The following is an 18,243-nucleotide window of genomic DNA, read 5'->3' as shown; positions in this document are numbered from 1 at the left end:
GTAAGCTGAGAAAATAATTTCCCACCACCTTTCAATTTGTTCGAATTTAGTGAAACGGTAATCTGTCCAACCTAACTCTTGTTTGCACTGTCGAAATCCATATTCAACCCAGGTTCTCAATCCATAAAGATTACCAAGACGTTGCTTAATTTGACTTCTTTTGTCAGTAAGATTAGTCATAACAAAGGATGTAGAATTCTCTGGCATGGTTTCGGGGTTAGTAGTTAATTCCCAGTAGGTTCTCCAACATCTGCGACCAAAAACAATTTCTCTAACATATCTGATTTCTGAATTTTGATTACTAAAAATTCTTTCAAATTCACACCATTTATTAGCTCTAACTTTTTGATTATGAGGCATCCAAACCCCGTGATTATTCCTAATTGCTAAGACCCAAGGCAATTTAGGTTTGTCTAATGTCTGTATGAAATAACTGCTTTCTCCATACAAACTGTCTGCTAATACTAATTCAATCTCAAACTCAAAATCTATTAGTTCTTCGATTATTTCGGCAGCTAATTCAATCTTGGTTTGATATTTATCCCCTGGTTTTAATGTTCCTTTCGGTTTAAAAACTTTCAACATTAAAGGAAAAGTAATATTGTCGTATATCCCATAGCTATTTACTGTAACTATCCCCTGGTCTATCTTGCCAATACTTCCTAAGTATTGCCGCGCTACGTAGTCGGTTTTTTTTCCTTTCTTTCTATCTCCTGTTTCATCAATGACTACTGTTATTTTCTTCCCTGATAATGCCGAAAGTGTTTTTGATAATCTTCGTTTTCGAATCTCAATTATTGACCAAGGGGACTTAGCTAAAAAATGATGTAGTGATTGCGCTGAATTAATACCTACTATTTTCGCTATTTCTGGGAGTGATTTTCTCTTAATTGGTGAGACAATTCCTAAATGTAAGTACTTAAAACACTCGTAACTTCTTACTTCAGGGAATAAGTCTTTGTAGCTGCTACAATATTCGTCAATCACCGATACTGTCGGTCGTGCATCTCTGGCTAAATGTTTGAGAATTTGTAACTCTACATCCATTGCACTATGTACTCTCTAGCAATTTTGTTTTTCTAGTCCTTTATTTTACTACTCGGAGAGTGACATAAGAGGGTTATTCTGGCAACTGACCGGAGGAGAGGTTAAGTCAGCACTACTAGTCAAGCACCCAAAAAATTGTCGGCAAATATACCGCGATCGCTTATCTAGCAGTAAAATTTAAGGCGGTCGTTAATTTTAAGCTAGATCGAGTAACCGCAATCAAGATTAAAGAGAATAGAAAGAACAACATGCCCAAGCTGGAATGGTGGCAAAATGCCATAATTTATCAAATTTGTCCCTGGAGTTTTTACGATACTACTGGTAATGGTATAGGCGATCTCAACGGAGTCATTGCCAAACTAGATTATGTTGGCACCTTAAGCGTTGATGCTATTTGGCTCTCGCCCATTTTCGAATCCCCCATGGACGATCTCGGTTACGACATTACCAATATGTGCCGTATCGATCCTCTTTTTGGCAGTATGGAAGACTTTGAACGCTTGCTGGCTATGTGTCATGCCAGAGGATTGAAACTCATTATCGACCAAGTTTGGAATCATACTTCAGACCAGCATCCTTGGTTTATCGAAAGTCGCAGCAGTCGGGATAATGATAAAGCTGACTGGTATGTTTGGGTAGATCCTCAAGAAGATGGTTCGCCTCCTAATAACTGGTTATCTTCCTTTTTGGGCGAAAGTGCCTGGGAGTGGGACAAAACCAGACAACAGTATTATTTATACAATTTCGTTAAAAGTCAGCCCGACCTCAATTGGCATAATCCGGCGGTAATGGAGGCAATCTTGGAACGAGCTAAATTTTGGTTGGATAAAGGTGTAGACGGCTTTCGAATCGATGCCCCCAATTATTTTCTTCACGATCCTCAACTGAGGGACAATCCTCCTCGTCCCGACGACGCACCCTTACCCGACGGTATACCACCAGATAATCCGATAGTGCGGCAATTATTTAAATATAATTTTTGTCGTCCCCAAGTTGTCGAGATTATCAAACAAATTCGCGCCTTTGTCGATCCCTATCCTGAAGTTTTTCTTATAGGAGAAACTACTCTAGCAGAAGATTCGATCGCACTCTCGGCAGAATATGGTTCTGGTTCGGACAAGCTACACTTAGTTTATAATAGTGCCTTATTAGTCGACGAGCCTATTAGTGCCAAACTGATGCAGCGCATTATCAAAAAAGTCGAACATTACTTTCCCCACGGCGGCAACTGTTGGATGGTAGGCAATCACGATTACGGACGGATGCGATCGCGCTGGACTGGTAAAGATGCTAACGGTAAGCCCTATCCAGAAGAGTTTTATCAACTATTAGCTGGAATACTAATTTCCTTGCCTGGAGCTTTCTGTCTCTATCAAGGTGACGAGTTAGGATTGCCAGCAGCCAGAATTCCCGAAGATATTCCTGTAGATCAAATTAAAGACCCCTTTGGTAAGGCTTTATATCCTAAAGTTGAGGGGAGAGATGGTTCCCGTACCCCCATGCCTTGGCAAAAAGAGGTACCTAATGCTGGGTTTACCAAGGCAGAAAAACCCTGGTTGTCCATTCCCCAAAACCACTACGATCGAGCCGTAGACGTTCAAACTCACGACAGACGATCGCTGCTTAATACCTGGCGGCGTTTGCTTCACTGGCAAAAACAGCAGCCTGCTTTAAGATTTGGTACTTGTAAAATCCTAGACACTGAAGAACCAATATTAGGTTTAATTAGAGACTGCCAACGACAAAAAATGATCTGTTTGTTCAATCTCAGCGAAGAACCTACCAATTATTATTTACCTTCTCCCTGCCAAAATATTGGCTATTCGGGTTTTATCGCCAACCGACAGGGCGATTTGGTCAAAATTCCCGGTTACAGTGCTTTTTTTGGAGCTTTAGAATAACTTCATCCAAAATTTGTGTTTCCCTTACCTAACGAGCGAGTCAGAGCGATCTCTTTGGATGGTATCTACTCGGAATCGATGTTTTTTCAATATAGATTTTTATACATAGCTTCGATCCCAAAAATACGATCGAAAATGAGCGGAATAATTAAGAAAAAACTGAATATTTACCAATACAAAAGTAAACAATTGTAAAAAAGTGGGATTTTATAAAATTATTTAGCTAGAAATGAAAATAATATTATATTCAGTTTTAAAAAATTGCTAATTACTGACTTTAGTTTAGTAGTATTTGGATTCATCAACTGAATTAAATGCTAATCTAAATCGCAGTGTATATTTTATGAAAATTTTAGTGGTTGAAGATGATGAATTTATCGCTCAAACCTTAACAAAAATTTTACGCGATCGCCATTACATCGTAGATCTCGCTTCAGAGGGTGAGTTAGGTTGGGAATTTGTCGAAGCTTATGATTATGACTTAATTTTGCTCGATATTGTACTACCCAAACTAAATGGCATTGAGTTTTGTAAGAGATTGCGTTCTAGGGGAGATCGAACGCCAGTACTGCTGTTAACCGCACAAAATTCTAGTAATAAAAAAGTAATTGGACTAGATGCAGGGGCAGATGATTATGTGGTCAAACCTTTTGAGATTTCCGAGTTACTAGCTCGAATTCGCGTTCTCTTACGTCGCAGAAATAGCCTCACCGCACCAATTTTACGCTGGGGAAAACTAAGCCTTAATTCTAGTACCCATGAAGTAACTTATGACGAAGAAATATTAACTTTAACTCCCAAAGAATATCGTTTATTGGAACTCTTTTTAGATAGGAATGATAGTGTTTTAACCCGTGACCTTATTTTAGATCGTCTCTGGTCGATAGAAGAAGCTCCAAGTAAGAATGCTGTTTCTGCTCATATTAAACAGCTACGGCGAAAACTCAAACAAGCAGGAGCTGATGCTGACTGGCTCGAGACGATATATGATGTGGGCTATCGTCTGAAACCATTAGCTAAAGCCGCCGCTCCCTCTAAAGCATCTCAGCAGACAGAGAAATTAACCCGACAAGAGACTAAAGCATCACTAGCGGCAGTTTGGCAAAAGTTTGAAAGCTTAAATAGCGAGCGTCTAGAAATTCTCGAACGGGCTAATCGCGCCTGGCAAGAGGATCGTTTACAAGGACATCTCCTGCAACAGGCAAAATGGTCAGCTCACCGACTAGCAGGAGGACTTGGTATCTTTGGCTTTTCTGAAGGTTCCCGTTTGGCAACTAAAATTGAAGAACTGTTAAAAATTCGAGCAACTTCAGAATTAGAGAGAGCCAGATATTTTTCCCAACTCTTAATTGCTTTAAAAAACTCAGTCAAACCCCATTCCCCTCCCCAGCCAAATATAGTACGAGTACATCGACCCATTATCTTTGCAGTCGATCGCCATCCAAAATTGGTTCGAAAAATCGTAGCAGAAGGCGGTGCTTTAGCAATGAACCTGGAGATGGTCGCCGAACTAGCCGACTTGCAACGAGCTTTAAGCGATCCCAGCTTAGAGCTGGTGGTGTGGCAGTTCTCCCTCAGGGAACTGACGGAGACAAGTCTTATCAGATTCGTCGCAACAGTCAATCACCTACCTCTGACGATAATTCTCTTTACGGATAACGACAATTTAAGCGAGCGCCTAAAATTCGTCCGTTGCGCTAATAATATACTTTTACAGCCAGCTTCACTAAGCGATCTCGCTATTACCGCGCTTGTCAAAGCTGTAGAACGATTGCAAAACCAAGTTGTCAAAGTCTTGGTAGTCGATGACGATCCCCAGGTATTAGCTTCGCTTCACAACTGGTTCGAACCGTGGAAAATCGATCTAACTACATTAGAAGACCCCCAGCAATTTTGGTATGTAATTGCCCAATTAGACCCAGACTTACTAATTTTGGATGTAGCTATGCCCGAGATAAATGGTATCGATTTATGCCGGTTAGTACTGACGGAACCTCGTTGGCACGAGTTGCCAATTTTGTTTTTTACAGTTCACAACGATCTCAGCACCATGTATCGGGCTTTGACTGCGGGAGCTGACGACTATCTTAGTAAAACTCTCACTCAGTCAGAGATGGTAACTAAAATGTTTAATTACCTCAACCGCGTGCAGTTACTACGGGCGATCTAAAATCTAAAAAGCTAGTGTTTGGCGACGATGGAAAAATCTGAACTACTGAAAAATTTTGCCTACAAATTGTCGCCCTTCAATCGCACTATCTAACTCGATCCTGCTTTCTTAACGATCTCTGTTGACTTAGCCTGACAAATTCAAAGGCAGTGAGAGTTCCAAGTTTGGTCAAACCTTACCCAAACAACCAACAGCGAGGCTAGCATTAACTCCATCGATTTTAACTTGCTCGAACTATGATCCAATCTCATAATCCTTCAAACGGTCTACCAGAATACCATGCTCGAACCGATAGCAAAGCAGGAAAAATAGATTCTTTGGGAATGCTATTGCATCGGATGATGACTCGCATCCGTCAATCTTTAGAGCTATCGGTAATACTTTCAGCTACCGTAGCCGAGGTACGTGCCTTTTTGGGTACAGACCGAGTTAAAATCTATCAATTCGAACCAGACGGCAGTGGTGAAGTGGTAGCCGAATCAGTAGATAACGAACGCTTACCATCTTTGTTGGGTCAACATTTCCCCGCCGAAGATATTCCCCTAGAAATGCGCGAACTTTATCTCAAGGAACGCCAACGAACTATCGTTAATATGGCGACACGCCAAATAGGGATGATTTCCTCAGCAAAGGCAGCAACAGGAGGTAAAATTCAATTTCGCGATGTCGATCCCTGTCATGTTGAATACTTAATGGCGATGGGGGTAGAGTCATCACTGGTAGTTCCCATCGTGGATGATGACAGGCTTTGGGGATTGTTGGTTTCTCATCGCCGATTGCCGCGAATAGTCACAGAGAAAGAATTGGAAGTAGTTCAGCTAGTTGCCGACCAAACCTCGATCGCGATCGCTCAATCTAATTTATTAGAGTCAACCCGCATTCAAGCCAAACAAGAAGCCTCGATAAATCGAGTTGGCAAGTCACTGCATTCTATGACCGAGATGCAGCTAGAAAAGGCATTAAAGCAAACTATTACGGCATTAGGAGGATCCGGAGGCAGAGTTTATGTCCTTCCTCAAAATTCAGAGCAAGAAGCTCAATTGTTTGTTTCTGGAGAACAACCTTTATTGCTGACCACAACCAAGGGGGAGGCTCAAACCGATCCTTCGCTTCCCCTAGAACGACATCCCAGTTGGCAAACATGGTTAGAAAACACCCTACAAGCTCGAGAAGGGGAGGTAACTATACCTTGGGTGATCGCCGATTTCGATCTCAATCCCATGCCTTCGGCTTGGGAACTAGCCTTTCAACCGACAAAAATTAAAAGCATTTTGACCGTGCGGCTAGAGTATCGCCGCCAAATCTTGGGCTATCTGACTATTTTTCGACAAGGAATCGATACTGAAACCATTTGGGCGAGGCGCCCCGACCGCGACGATCCCCGTAATTATTTTCCCCGTCAATCTTTTGAGACTTGGCGCGAACTCAAACGAAATAAAGCTCGTCAGTGGACGAGTAGTGAAATCCAACTAGCTCAAACCTTAGGCAGTCACTTTGCCATCGCTATTTACCAATATCAACTATATCAGCAGATTCGCAATCTCAATACTACCTTAGAATATAGAGTACAAGAGCGTACGGCAGAGCTATGGCAAACCAACCAGAAATTAGTCCGAGAAATCAGCGAGCGTCTTAAAACTAGAGCCTCCCTAGAAAGACTCAGCCATCAACAGGAATTAATTTTAAACTCCGCAGGAGAAGGCATTTATGGACTAAACCTAGAAGGAGTAACGACATTTGTCAACCCTGCTGCTGCCGAAATGCTAGGATATCAGGTCGAGGAATTACAAAACCAGCCGCTACAAGAACTTGTCAATCACTCAACGGCAGAAGGAACTATCTATTCTTGGCAGGAAAATCCAATTTATCAAACCATACATACTGGCAACACCCAGTACGTAACTAATGAATTATTTTGGCGCAAAAACAAAACTAATTTTCCCGTAGAGTATGTTAGTACTCCAATTCGGGAAGAACAGCAGATTGTGGGGGCGGTAGTGATTTTTAAAGATATTACCGAACGATCGATCGTAGACCGCATGAAGGATGAATTTATCTCGGTGGTCAGCCACGAACTACGAACACCCCTGACCTCAATTCGGAGTGCCATCAGCATACTGTCGAGCGGTCGTTTAGACCCAAAATCTGCTAAAAGCCAGCGTCTGTTAGAAATCGCGCTCGATAATTCCAATCGTCTAGTGCGTTTAATTAATGACATTCTTGACTTAGAACGCATCAAATCTGGCAAAGTAACTATGGTTAAGAAAAGTCATAATGCTGCCGAGATAATGACCGATGCTGTAGAAATCGTCCAAAGTATGGCTGATAAGGCTGAAATAACTATCTATGTAACCCCAATCTCAGTTCGTCTCTGGTGCGATCGCGATCGCATTATTCAAACCCTAACTAACTTACTGAGTAATGCGATCAAATTTTCTCCTCCCCACACTACAGTTAATCTGGATGCTCGGTTTCACGAGGTTAAAACCACTGAAACTAAGTCAAATTCTGACTCTGGCGACTCTTCTGACTGGGTGATGTTTCGGGTTCGAGATTGTGGTCGGGGTATCCCGCCAGAAAAACTCGAAACTATCTTCGACCGCTTTCAACAAGTCGATGCTTCCGACTCTCGCGATCGAGGTGGAACCGGTTTGGGACTTGCTATCTGCCGCAGTATCGTCCAACAGCACGGAGGTCAAATCTGGGTAGAAAGCGTTTTGGGTCGAGGTAGTACTTTCTATTTCACCTTGCCAATTAGCGAGTAGTCCTTCGTCTTCGATGCTAGTAACTAAGAAGAAAAGACAAGATACATCAAAAAGGATGAAAAACCAATGACTAAAAAAATTTTGCTCGTTGACGACGATGACGAAATGATGAGTACCGAATCCATTTGAGCACTCTAAAAACTATTACAGAGGCAGAATTTATGGACAAGAATTAAGATTGGCAACTTTAGCTTCGTATTCTTCTTGGGATAAAAGACCTCCTTCTACAGATTGTTTCAGTTTAGCTAGATACTCTTTTTGCTTTGCTTCTAAACGCTGTCGCACGATTTGTTCTTCTATCCGCTCGGCAATATTGGCGACTTTAGCTTCGTATTCCCGTTCGTTTAAAATTCCCTCAATAAAGGCTGTTTCTAATTTTGCCATCTGTTCTTCAATGGCAAAATCGATTTCATATCGTTCGACTGTTACCTCTAATGCCTTTTTTTTAGCACTAAATTCAGCTTGTTCTAATATTCCTGCCTGGTAAGCTCGTTCGAGTTTTTGTAATTCTATTTCTACCTTAGCTTCTGCTTTTTGTCTGGGTGAAAGTTGGGTTTTGCTTTCCCAATCAGAGGTTTGGTAGTCGTGGCGATCACCACTTAAATCGGAAGCAAGATCGGATTTAATTCTGGTACAATGCAAAGAATTTTCTACATACTCCATTAGGTTATTCTCTACTACCACAGTCCACCCCGCACCTGCCAATCCCGTCAGGATGGTAATTCCCCCTGTAAATATCGAGGTTATGCCAGCACCTGCAAAATTGGAAATCCATTTTCCCGTAGTAGTTTCAACTACGAATTCATTGGCATGATGGCTCGATCTGTTCCAATATATTTTTACTTTAAAAGCTAAATTAGTACCAGTAAAAGTTCTTAGAAAACTGGTTTTTCGAGCTTGAATAAAATATTCATCCTGGTTTTGTTTCCCATTTACTTCATACTGTCTGGCTTTAAACCAAAGTAATATCTGTTGATAAACGTTATCTAAATCTCGTTTGTTGGCAATAAAGTAGTTAGTAGCCATCTAAAAATTACCCAAAATATATAATTAATTCTAATATGTTATGAATATAATAAATACTTGTTTCAGAACGCATACCGCTTAAGAGCGATTTATTTCAAAGTATTAATAGTATTAATTGGTGCGAAGGATATTCTGTTTTTAGCTGTTTATTTAAGTTCATTATAATGAATCAGTGGTTGGGGTTAACCATCGGAAATTCCAGATTAAACTGGGGTTTATTTCACACAGATAATTTAATCGAGTTCGGAGGTTGTCCTCATTTATCTACCGTTAGCGAAAGAGATACATTATTAAAACAAATAGGGCAATTTCCCAAAATATTATTGCCAGTTTGTTTGGCTTCAGTAGTTCCGCAACAAACTGAGTTGTGGTTAGATTATCCTCACCTAACCCTAATATCTCTAAAAGATCTTCCCCTGAAAAACCTCTATCCTACTTTAGGGATCGATCGCGCTTTAGGGATTTATGGTGCGGGAGAAACCTACGGCTATCCTGTATTGGTTATCGATGGCGGTACGGCATTAACCTTTACCGGAGTAAACGCCGAACGAAGTTTAGTAGGTGGTGCAATTCTGCCTGGATTGCGATCGCAACTTGCCTTTTTACCGCAAAACACTGCGGCTTTACCACGGATAGAACCACCCCAATCTCTACCCAATCGCTGGAGTTTAACTACAGAAACCGCGATCGCTTCTGGCGTAATTCATACTCTCATTGCTGGAATTCAAAGCTTTATCGATGATTGGTACGGACGATTTCCCAACAGTCACATTATTCTCACCGGAGGGGATAGTAATTTACTATGGCAATATTTATCGACTGCAAATAAAGTAATGGCTGATAACCCGATCGTCGACCGCCACTTAGTGCTTCAGACTCTAAGATTAATTTACCGACCAGCTTAATTTAATTTCATTTCACAACTTACACCAGTATAAATAAACTTAATAATCTAGGATCGAGCGTCAATTTACGATCCTTTTCCCCTTGACCTTAGTTCAGAAATTGCTAATGAAGAGAAGTTTGTCGCTGATTATTTAATACCCTCCTTTCTCCATAACTCAACAGACGCTCTAAAGTAGCCAAGCGATTTTGCCAAACTCGTGCTTGGTAGGGAGAAACGGTTGTGGTTTGTTTCATCAGTTGAGGAAATTGGCGACGAAAAGAGGAAAGTGCGAGTTGACTAGAGAGAAGGTGTTTGGTAGAGGGTTCTCTGGCTAGTTTTTGTAAATCTGTTGCTAATTCATCGGCTCGTTCTCCCCATCTTTTTAAAGTTACAGGCTCGATTGCAAGCTGATTGTGACTGATGAAGAAGTTCCACTCTTTCTGCAAACTTTGATAGCGAGACAGGGTTGCTTGAAATGGCTGACGAAATGGTAATGGTTCTGGTGTTTTAGTGTTGTAACGACTGTTAGTACGACTAAAAACGTTTTCAAGAGTGGGGTTTAAGTTTTCGGCGGCAAATAGAGCAAAGCCTTCTGCAGACATTCCCCGCAACAGTTGAGTTTGGTCTACTGCTACTACATGGGAAAGATTGAGCAAGCGAATTCCTGGTAACAAGAGAGCTTTACTCTGGTGCGAACCATCTAAAATTGGACTGGCTAGTTGCTCCAGTTTCTCGGTATCTAAAGCATAGGTCATGGGAACTAGCAGATCGATCCATCCCCGTTCGATCCATTCTTCCCAATGCTGCTGAATTTTAGACAAGCGTTCTTGACGGGGCATGGGAAATACTGCTGTCGAAAGAATCAACTCAGGACGCTGCTGTTTTAAGTCTTGGGAAACCGAAGCTATGAAATTATCGATTTGCCTGATGCGAAATCCCGTCCATTGCGGCCATAGGCGATCGCCAGGTTGCAAAGTTATGGGATCTACTCCTGTTTGCTGAAAAAACTGCTGTCTGGCAGCAATGCCGTAGCCATAGGTGAGAGTTCCCGTGGGATTTTGGAAAGGATAGCGGATGTAGTCGAGATGAATGCCGTCAACTTCGTAGCGGGTGGCGATTTCATCTAGCAGTTGAGATAGATAATGCTTGACTTCGCTGTTGGCAGGATCGAGAAAAACTTTACCAGAATTATAGTGAAAGCGACTACCTCCGCGATCGGTTATTGCCCAGTTGGGGTGTCGTGATAATAGAGGTCCTAAGTAACGATCTGGTAAATTGAGAACAACATTGTGGCGTTGATTGACTGCGGCAAAGGTCCAAACCCAGGCGTGTAATTCCATGCCTCTTTCACGAGCTAGTTTGACCGCAGCTTCTAGAGGATCCCATCGTCTCGTGAGAGGATTTTGTTGGGGAGCAACTCGGCTGGGATAAATTGTATAGCCAGCATTGACAGTTTCAAAAAAGACGGTATTGATACCTGCTTTTGCCATGCGGTCGAAAACTCGGGCTAAATCTGACTCAGACTTGGCTTTGACGATCGTACCTCGATCTAGCCACATCGCCCGTACTTCAGTTTGAGCTAAACGCCTGTCGGTCGGGTAGTTATCCCATAGAGAATTTCTGGCTTCTAACCAGCGTTGTTTGGCTTGAGTGTAGCTGCGTCGTTCTGCTAGATAGACGAACTGTTGTAAATTATCTTTAGCTGCTTTCAATACTTGGCGGTCTTTGGTCATGGAAGTTCGCCGAAGTTGTTTGTTTTGGGTTTGTCTGCTGAGCAACTGTTCGATAACTTCGCCAGTAGAAAGCTCGATCTCGCTCTCGCTAGCATTGGCACTGAGCAAAGACGCTTCAAAGCGACCGATTAAACCGGTTAATTCATCAGTCATTGCAGCTACTCGTTCTTCAGAAAGAGCGGGTTCTAAACGGAAGCCAAAACGCGATTCGGGTAATAAAGACCGAGACTGTTCTATATTGGGAAACAAGGGCGGAAGTTCGTCTGGTGCATTAGTCGAGCCACAAGCCTTCGGTTTAGCGTATGTCGTAGGAATGAACCGACGCTCGGTTAGAATATCGTAGCGATTGAGAGCAGATTTTAACCAAGCGCGGTCGAAACTAGCAGGTATCAAATTATCTCCCCATTGCCAGCCAAAAAAAGTACTGTTTTCTGTAAATACTACTGCTGCAGGTTCTCTTTCTGTTTGCCAAGCTGCAGCGGTTTGACTACTCTCATCGGTCGGGATTAATTCTCCACCTGCAAGAGTATCACTCAGCAACTCTCTGCCATTCAATTCTACTGGAGTATCGGTAGTAAGTTGCAAAGAAGCAGCAGGGAGAGAAGATTGCCAATATGCTCCAAATAGCGATCGCAATCGTTGTCGAACAGAAAATTTCGATGAGTTACCCGTAGCACCAGTGACGATGACTTTTCCACCTCGGTTCATCCACTGTTGTAGAGCTTCGGTTTGGTTTTGGCTGATGGTTTCGACATTAGGCAAGAGTAATACGTTAACGCGGCCAAAATCTCTTGGCGATTGCCAATCGACAGTATCGACAATACAGAATTCTACTCCTACATTTTGCAAGCGATTGGTGATTTCCTGCCATTGATTAACGTTTTCTCGGCTTTTGACTACACCAAGGACTTCTGCTGCTGTAGCGGAGTTTACAGATAAAATCCAAGGTATTAAAAAAAATGATGTTTTAAGAAGTATCTTTCCGGATAGTTGAGTTAAAGTAGTCGGTTTCAAGTTAGATAACTGTATCTGTTTAGCATTTTTCAACACAAAATACTCCTTACACTTTATGTTTTTCGCTTTTTTTGCTTGTACTGAGTATAAAACTTAAAATATACAGTTATTTATTATAAACTTGCGGCTCAAACTTCGTATCAGTAATGTTGACCAACAGTTTCGTGCCTTCTCTTCCATAAGTTGGCAGAGTAATCTGTAAAGTGTCAGCAATTCAGCCTATGATATGATATGTTTAATGGTAAAACTGATTAAGTGCAATTACCTAAATTAATTTATAAAATTTTAAGTTATAAGTAATTTGAATTCAAGGAAGTAAATAGAGCCAAACAAAAGCAGTGATTTAAAAAATTACCGAAGTAGTTTAAGCCATAAATACTAACTATTAACAAACTTATGATATTTACTATATACGTGTCGTTTAATTCAAAAATAATTTAATCTCGAACAATATTTTATATTCTTAGTTTCTAATAAGATAACGCGATCGAACTAATTTTAGAAAATCCAATTTATTTACTTAAAAAAATATTTTAATCTTTAAATTGCCTTGCATAAAAACGAGCGTAAACCTGATTTTTTGATAGCAATTCTTGATGATTGCCAGATTCTACTATGCGTCCTTTTTCTAAGACTAAAATGCGACCGGCATTGCGTACTGTAGCTAGACGATGAGCGATGATAAATACGGTTCTATTTTGCATGATACGCATCATTGCTTCTTGTACTTCAGCTTCAGACTCAGAGTCCAAAGCTGAAGTAGCCTCATCTAAAATTAGAATGCGAGGATCGAGAAAAATTGCTCGTGCGATCGCAATTCTCTGCCTCTGCCCTCCCGATAAACTAATACCTTTTTCTCCAATATAAGTATAGTAACCTCTAGGAAGTTCGCTAATGAATTGATGAGCATTAGCAATTTTAGCGGCAGTTTTAACTTTTTCTAGATCGAATACTGTTTGTCCAAAAGCAATATTGCGAGCGATCAAACCAGAAAACAAAGTAGTTTCTTGGGGTACGATGCCAATCTGTTGTCTGAGGCTCTTTAAAGTTACGTTGCGAATATCTATACCATCTATTAAAATTTGTCCTGAATTGATATTATAAAAACGGGGTAAAAGATTGACCAAAGTAGATTTTCCCGCTCCTGAAGCTCCAACCAAAGCAATAGTTTCTCCTGGATAGACGAGTAGATTGATGTTTTTCAAGATCGGCTTGTCAGCAAGATAACTAAAACTAACGTCAATATATTCGACTTTTCCCGTTATCGTTTGTAAAACATTTGCTCCTTGGCGATCGACAACTATTGGTTTGATTGCTAATAGTTCAAAAATCCGATCTACTGATGCCTGACCTTGTTTGAATTCGTTGTAATTGCTCGTAAGATGACTAATAGGATCGATAAGTAAAGCCACTCCAGCCAAATAGCTGACAAACTCACTACCAGTTAGATTTTCTTGGGAAATTTGCCAAGCACCCAACAAGAAAATAAAGACCACGCTCATAGCTAATAAAAAACCGACAACTACAAATTGTATTGCCTTGGCTTTTTCGGCTGAATATTTAGCTTGGCGATTTTGGGCTGCCTCTCGAGCAAAACGCTCTAGTTCGTACTCTTCAGCGGCATAAGCTCTAACTAGGCGAATACCGCTAAATACTTCAGTTAACAAGGAAGATAGATTGGCAATTCGGTTTTGGCTGCGACGAGCGTATTTAAGTAATTTTTCGCCAAAAATACCGATAACTAAAGCCATTAATGGAGCGAGTACTAAGGTTGCTACAGTGAGTTGCCAGTTAAGATAAAACATATATCCTAAAACGACAACTAACTGCAAAATACAGGGAATAAAATCGTGAAAGAAATTATTAATAACCTCGCCGATGCGATCGATATCTTCGGTCAAACGATAGGATAAGTCTCCTATTTTGACAACTTCAAAAAAGTTTAAACTCAGTTTTTGTAAATGAGCGTAGACAGACTTGCGTAATTCTAGAGCGACAGCTAAAGCCGCTTTCGCCATTAAAGAATCTTGTCCGTATTGGGCTATCCCCCGCACTAAAAAAATCATCGCCGCCAATCCTGCTAATTTGGCAATATTGCCAACATTTCCCTGTCCGATAAACTTTGCCATTTGCCCTGCCAACCAAGCTTGAATTGGCCAGAAAGCGGTGAACAGTAGAGTACAAATAAAAGCCAGGGTAATTGTGAAATATTGAGGGCGAAGATAGGGAAGAAGTTGCCAGTAACTAAAACGAGTTTTCAATGCGATCGCCTGAATAGATTTATCTCACAGTCTACATTAACGTGAGCTTGGAGTTTGTTTTTATTTCATCAAAACTTTTCCTCGTAGTCAGACCAAGCTTTAATCGCTACGGGAACGATGGGCATAATCAATTCTGTAATCGCACTAGCGTACATCCCAATTTCGCTTTGTGCGCCAGCACCGCGACGCAATCCGACAAAATGCAATAGAGCTTGTAGAGAAACCGTCCATACCCAAGAAGTGTATACTGCAGGAACTAAAACTCCTCGCGCCTGTTCTCGTCCTACTCCTAAATCTAGTAGTGCGCGATAGGCGGCATAGCTATTGTGACACTGCTGTTCGTAAATGTGTAAGGCTTTGCTGTTGTCTTCTTCTGATAAACTTCCCTCTGTCGCTTGTTTGTTGCTTTTTGCCTGTTGTCTGAAGGTTTTGGGAATATAGAACTCGTTGCTGTCGTCAATTGCCACATAGCGGAAGCTTTTTTCATTCCAGCCCAATTGTTCTTCATTGTGGTTGCTGGCAATAACGTGTTTCCACCATTGTCTGCAGACGTAAAGGGGAGCTTTAACCTTGAATTTGAATACTACACCACGAAAGGGGCTAGTATGCTGGTGTTTAATTAGGTAATTGATTAATTTAATGTCTTTTTCGCTCAATTCTGACGAACTTTTAGCAAAACTAGCACGAGCATCATTGACGATGCTTAAATCGCTGCCCATGGAGTCTATTAACTCGATACGACTTTTGTCATCCTGTAAGGGGTCTATCCATCTCATAACTGTAAGTTTTATTGCTCGATCGTTTCCAGTAAATTATTATTAGCTTGAAACCACAACTAGGTAAAGGAAAAGCGATCGCTTCTGCCGTAGAAAGTTTCGGGTTATTTAGAGAGAAATTAGATGAAATATTTAGCTTTAGCAAGTGATTATGACGGTACCTTAGCGACCGATGGCATAGTAGATCGAGCGACAGTAGACGCTCTGTTAGAGCTCAAACAATTAAAGATTAAGCTAATTTTAGCTACGGGAAGGAGAATACCTTCTCTCTCCCAAGTATTTGACCATCTGGGAATATTCGATTTAGTGGTAGCAGAAAACGGTGCGCTAATTTATCATCCTCAAACTGATAAGTCTCAGTTATTGTGCCCACCAGTTTCGCTAGAATTATGCGACCGCCTCAGACAACAGGGAGTGTCCAAGCTAGCTACAGGGGAAGCAATTATTGGTACTTGGGAAGACGACCGCCCAGTAATCGAACGCACCCTTCGAGAACTGGATTTGCCCTTACAGATAATTCCTAATAAAAGAGCATTAATGATTTTACCAACGGGTGTCAATAAAGCTAGTGGCATCAAAACAGCTTTAGAACAGCTAGGATTATCTCCTGCCGATGTAGTCGGTGTAGGAGATGCGGAAAACGATTTGGATTTACTAGATTTATGTGGGTTGGGAGTGGCAGTGGGTAATGCCTTACCAGAAGTTAAAGCTCGAGCGGGTTTTGTAACCCAGGGATCGAGAGGTTCTGGAGTGCAAGAATTAATTGCCGAGTGGATTGCTAGGAGATAGTTGTGGTTATTGGGGCTATCGCTATACTGCAAGATCGCCAAACACAAGACAAAGTCAAAGGAAAGTAAATTGCTTGTTGTCAATAAATAAAAAAATTTGTTAGCTTATACATAGTCATAACGAGTATGAATAATTTTAAATAATCTGATGGTTAAAATAGTTGGTATTGCTGGTAGCCTACGCAACAATTCCTATAGCGTTCTGGCACTAAAACAAGCGACAGAAAGGGTAGAAGCTCTAGGTGCAGAAGTAGAAAACATCGATCTCAAAAAAATGAATTTACCGTTCTGCGATGGCGGAGATGACTATCCCGATTATCCCGATGTCGAGGTATTGAGGGACAAAGTAAAAGCTGCCGATGGCTTAATTTTGGTAACCCCCGAATATCATGGTAGCGTTAGCGGCGTAATCAAAAATGCTTTAGATTTAATGAGCTTCGAGCAATTAGCAGGTAAAGTTGCAGGATTAATTAGTGTTTTAGGAGGACAATCGAACAGTAACGCTCTTAACGATATGCGAATTATTTGGAGGTGGGTTCACGGTTGGGTCATTCCCGAGCAAATTGCTGTAGGGCAAGCATGGCAGGCTTTCGACAATAACGAAAAACTCAAAGATGAAAAGCTATCGCAAAGATTCGATAAGTTCGCACAGAGTTTAGTAGAAAATACTGCCAAACTGCGCAGCTAAAGTAGGTTGTTCAATGTCTAGATTACTGCAACACTCTTCATTTAACTTAAGTTCGATAAGTTATGAAAATTAAATAATATAGAGCGGTTAAAGCGATTGTTTTCTATCTCATCGGCAAGATTGGTAGTTTGCCCCGAGAAATGGGATTAATCTATCTTGCTTGCCCGTTTCTAAAGCTAATTGATGACTAATGCCAATCGTCAAACCGCATCTACTTTGAAGTCCGTAGTTGTAGTTTCTTGTCTTTCTGCTTTTGGGTTAAAGGAAAAAGGTTAAAGGTTAAAGGAATTTTGCTAAAACTCCAGTTTTCAAACTGGACGGGATTTATCTGGTAGAGAAATTTATCAAAAAATATTTAACAATATTCAAAAAGTAGTCACAGGACAGTCAGCAGAGATCGCCAAAGTGCTAGCCGCCTTTGCCAGTGGCGGTCATATTTTATTATTTGTTTCTCTTAGCTTAATGTATTACCAGTGGTTAAAAGCGATCGCTCCTTTGACTATCTCACTGAGACAGTCATGAGTAAAGTATCGCTGTTGAGTAGCTGTGTTTGCATTTTTATTGCCTGGGATCAAGCTAGAAAAAAATTGGTCAATTACTTACAGACAGCAAACATCCCGATTATGGTACTAATAATTACCGACCGCGAAACTACTAGTAACTACTAGAGATAAGTCGTATACTGCTTAAAAGTGGGACAAATTCAACAAGACTTGATGAGTAAGCTCATTTCAGTTGTTCGCTCGTGATTCATCGTAGTTTTTGGGATGAAAACAATAGCAACAGCAATCAAAGCAATACTAGATCTCTTGCATGAATAAATAATCAAACCTTTTTTTCCTTTGACCTTTACCCTTTTCACCCTAGCTTGATTAGTTAATAATCATTCGTGCAAGTACTGTAGAGCGGGAATAAACAACGACCGGAATAATAGCCGATGATTATTTATTTTTATCTTTGGCAAACTAATCTTTTTCATCTAAAGATAATAGTTCGCACTGTTGCCAGACCAATATAATCATCTGCAATTGGTTATCTAAATCTAATCTTCGAGAATGTATGCTTCTAAAGCTAAAATAGATTTAGATTGTTGGTAGTTTGGCTCTTTGAGATCGAGATTGTTTTTGTGTAATCAGTCAGAGATTACTCCGCCGTATAGACTGGAAGGGCGCAACTGCGCCGAGTCGT

11 protein-coding genes are annotated in these 18,243 nt (G+C 40.9%); 6 read left to right on the top strand and 5 right to left on the bottom strand.

Going from position 1 to position 18,243, the window contains the following annotated elements; translation table 11 throughout:
• Window positions 1-1,047: IS701 family transposase (locus ACLFKQ_RS12905; RefSeq protein ID WP_449000191.1), on the bottom strand; the 1,047-nt coding region annotated here is incomplete at its 3' end.
• Window positions 1,048-1,295: 248 nt separating this feature from the next.
• On the opposite strand from ACLFKQ_RS12905, the gene ACLFKQ_RS12900 reads away from it, so the two are divergent.
• The 3 genes from ACLFKQ_RS12900 (at window position 1,296) to ACLFKQ_RS12890 (ending at window position 7,883) form a co-directional block, all read left to right on the top strand.
• Entirely contained in the window at window positions 1,296-2,948 is a 1,653-nt protein-coding gene (locus tag ACLFKQ_RS12900) for an alpha-amylase family glycosyl hydrolase (RefSeq protein ID WP_449000190.1), read from the top strand.
• Between the two features lie 343 nt (window positions 2,949-3,291).
• On the top strand, window positions 3,292-5,118 hold the full coding sequence (locus tag ACLFKQ_RS12895) for a response regulator (RefSeq protein ID WP_449000189.1): 1,827 nt from the start codon (window positions 3,292-3,294) through the stop codon (window positions 5,116-5,118).
• A 236-nt stretch (window positions 5,119-5,354) separates the two neighbouring features.
• Window positions 5,355-7,883, top strand: coding sequence for an ATP-binding protein (locus tag ACLFKQ_RS12890; RefSeq protein WP_449000188.1), 2,529 nt, complete (start codon window positions 5,355-5,357; stop codon window positions 7,881-7,883).
• A 159-nt stretch (window positions 7,884-8,042) separates the two neighbouring features.
• Here the strand turns inward: ACLFKQ_RS12890 and ACLFKQ_RS12885 are convergent, their stop codons facing one another.
• Window positions 8,043-8,909: an SHOCT domain-containing protein gene (locus ACLFKQ_RS12885; protein WP_449000187.1), complete on the bottom strand. Its 867-nt coding sequence runs from the start codon at window positions 8,907-8,909 to the stop codon at window positions 8,043-8,045.
• 164 nt (window positions 8,910-9,073) lie between these two features.
• Between ACLFKQ_RS12885 and ACLFKQ_RS12880 the strand changes: the two genes are divergently transcribed.
• Entirely contained in the window at window positions 9,074-9,814 is a 741-nt protein-coding gene (locus ACLFKQ_RS12880) for a pantothenate kinase (RefSeq protein WP_449000186.1), read from the top strand.
• A 103-nt stretch (window positions 9,815-9,917) separates the two neighbouring features.
• Here ACLFKQ_RS12880 and ACLFKQ_RS12875 read toward each other — a convergent pair whose 3' ends face one another.
• From ACLFKQ_RS12875 to thyX, 3 genes are all read right to left on the bottom strand, one after another.
• Window positions 9,918-12,578: a family 10 glycosylhydrolase gene (locus tag ACLFKQ_RS12875; protein WP_449000185.1), complete on the bottom strand. Its 2,661-nt coding sequence runs from the start codon at window positions 12,576-12,578 to the stop codon at window positions 9,918-9,920.
• Between the two features lie 497 nt (window positions 12,579-13,075).
• Window positions 13,076-14,803, bottom strand: coding sequence for an ABC transporter ATP-binding protein (locus ACLFKQ_RS12870; protein WP_449000184.1), 1,728 nt, complete (start codon window positions 14,801-14,803; stop codon window positions 13,076-13,078).
• Between the two features lie 68 nt (window positions 14,804-14,871).
• On the bottom strand, window positions 14,872-15,579 hold the full coding sequence (gene thyX, locus ACLFKQ_RS12865; RefSeq protein WP_449000183.1) for an FAD-dependent thymidylate synthase: 708 nt from the start codon (window positions 15,577-15,579) through the stop codon (window positions 14,872-14,874).
• A 123-nt stretch (window positions 15,580-15,702) separates the two neighbouring features.
• Here thyX and ACLFKQ_RS12860 point away from each other — a divergent pair, with 123 nt between their 5' ends.
• Both ACLFKQ_RS12860 and ACLFKQ_RS12855 read left to right on the top strand, forming a co-directional pair.
• Entirely contained in the window at window positions 15,703-16,368 is a 666-nt protein-coding gene (locus ACLFKQ_RS12860; protein ID WP_449000182.1) for an HAD family hydrolase, read from the top strand.
• Window positions 16,369-16,515: 147 nt separating this feature from the next.
• On the top strand, window positions 16,516-17,055 hold the full coding sequence (locus ACLFKQ_RS12855) for an NADPH-dependent FMN reductase (RefSeq protein ID WP_449000181.1): 540 nt from the start codon (window positions 16,516-16,518) through the stop codon (window positions 17,053-17,055).
• The last annotated feature ends 1,188 nt before the right edge of the window (window positions 17,056-18,243 follow it).

Source organism: Myxosarcina sp. GI1(2024) (assembly GCF_053543375.1).
Note: the sequence above shows the minus strand (reverse complement) of the source record. Positions and strands in the feature narration are given on the sequence as shown.

Bases quoted from the DNA above. Each gene is read 5' to 3' on its own strand.
- ACLFKQ_RS12900 (WP_449000190.1), top strand. From the start codon at position 1,296: ATGCCCAAGCTGGAATGGTGGCAAAATGCCATAATTTATCAAATTTGT.
- ACLFKQ_RS12895 (WP_449000189.1), top strand. From the start codon at position 3,292: ATGAAAATTTTAGTGGTTGAAGATGATGAATTTATCGCTCAAACCTTA.
- ACLFKQ_RS12890 (WP_449000188.1), top strand. From the start codon at position 5,355: ATGATCCAATCTCATAATCCTTCAAACGGTCTACCAGAATACCATGCT.
- ACLFKQ_RS12885 (WP_449000187.1), bottom strand. From the start codon at position 8,909: ATGGCTACTAACTACTTTATTGCCAACAAACGAGATTTAGATAACGTT.
- ACLFKQ_RS12880 (WP_449000186.1), top strand. From the start codon at position 9,074: ATGAATCAGTGGTTGGGGTTAACCATCGGAAATTCCAGATTAAACTGG.
- thyX (WP_449000183.1), bottom strand. From the start codon at position 15,579: ATGAGATGGATAGACCCCTTACAGGATGACAAAAGTCGTATCGAGTTA.
- ACLFKQ_RS12860 (WP_449000182.1), top strand. From the start codon at position 15,703: ATGAAATATTTAGCTTTAGCAAGTGATTATGACGGTACCTTAGCGACC.
- ACLFKQ_RS12855 (WP_449000181.1), top strand. From the start codon at position 16,516: ATGGTTAAAATAGTTGGTATTGCTGGTAGCCTACGCAACAATTCCTAT.